Source organism: Chryseosolibacter indicum (genome assembly GCF_018598585.1).
GTDB lineage: Bacteria > Bacteroidota > Bacteroidia > Cytophagales > Cyclobacteriaceae > Chryseosolibacter > Chryseosolibacter indicus.
Genome location: NZ_JAHESD010000153.1, coordinates 1 through 739 on the forward strand (window position 1 = coordinate 1; position 739 = coordinate 739).

At 38.0% G+C, this 739-nt stretch carries 1 protein-coding gene; it reads right to left on the minus strand.

Going from position 1 to position 739, the window contains the following annotated elements; all coding sequences use genetic code 11:
* Positions 1 to 31: 31 nt before the first annotated feature.
* Positions 32 to 718: a hypothetical protein gene (locus KK060_RS24870; protein ID WP_254158000.1), complete on the minus strand. Its 687-nt coding sequence runs from the start codon at positions 716 to 718 to the stop codon at positions 32 to 34.
* Between the last annotated feature and the right edge of the window lie 21 nt (positions 719 to 739).

A 739-nucleotide genomic window follows, 5' to 3' on the forward strand; every position in this document is an offset into this window, starting at 1 on the left:
AATTACTTAAACACGGTGTTGGCAGCCGTACTTACTCGAACTCTATTGTTTGGTCATTCAATTGTACAAATCCTGAAATCCCAAAACTTGTCCATCTGTCAAGCAGTCTCTCTGATATAAACGGACCGCCCAGTCTTGTTTTAATGTAGTCTCCAGGATGCTTTTCCGCTATTACAATCTTCTCAGCTTTTACAAATTCGTGGTCCGGTCTATCCCAATAGTCCTCCCAATTTCTCCACGTTTCGAAATTGTGGTATTGTTTGTGTCCAAGCTGGTCATCTCCCGAGAAGAAAACCGATTTTTTGAAATTGACAGTCTCGAAGCCAAAGTAGATTGTATAAAGAACGAAATACTGTTCGTGGATTACATGTCCATTAAAGTCAAACAAATTGGTGGCAAAAAAATGGTTATTGTTTAAGTCTAGACCATTTAATAATCTTTTCACTTTTGAACTTAATACGAAGTCAATTCCGAGCAAGTGTGGCGCAAAAGACAACAGGTCTGTAACCTTGGCATTTTTTCTGAGTTTGATGTATTTAAAAATAAATTCTTTAGTTGGCAGGAAATCTTTTCTGTCCCAATAGGTTTGTCCATAGAAAAAGTCCTTAATCTCTCGGTAGTCGTCCGTCTTCTCTTCTATTAAGTCAGCTTGAGCTAGTCCGTCTTTAACTCCTATGATTTCTGGTTCCCAAGCTTTCCCAATTTTATAATATCTCATCTGTCTTAAGTATGGCTACCA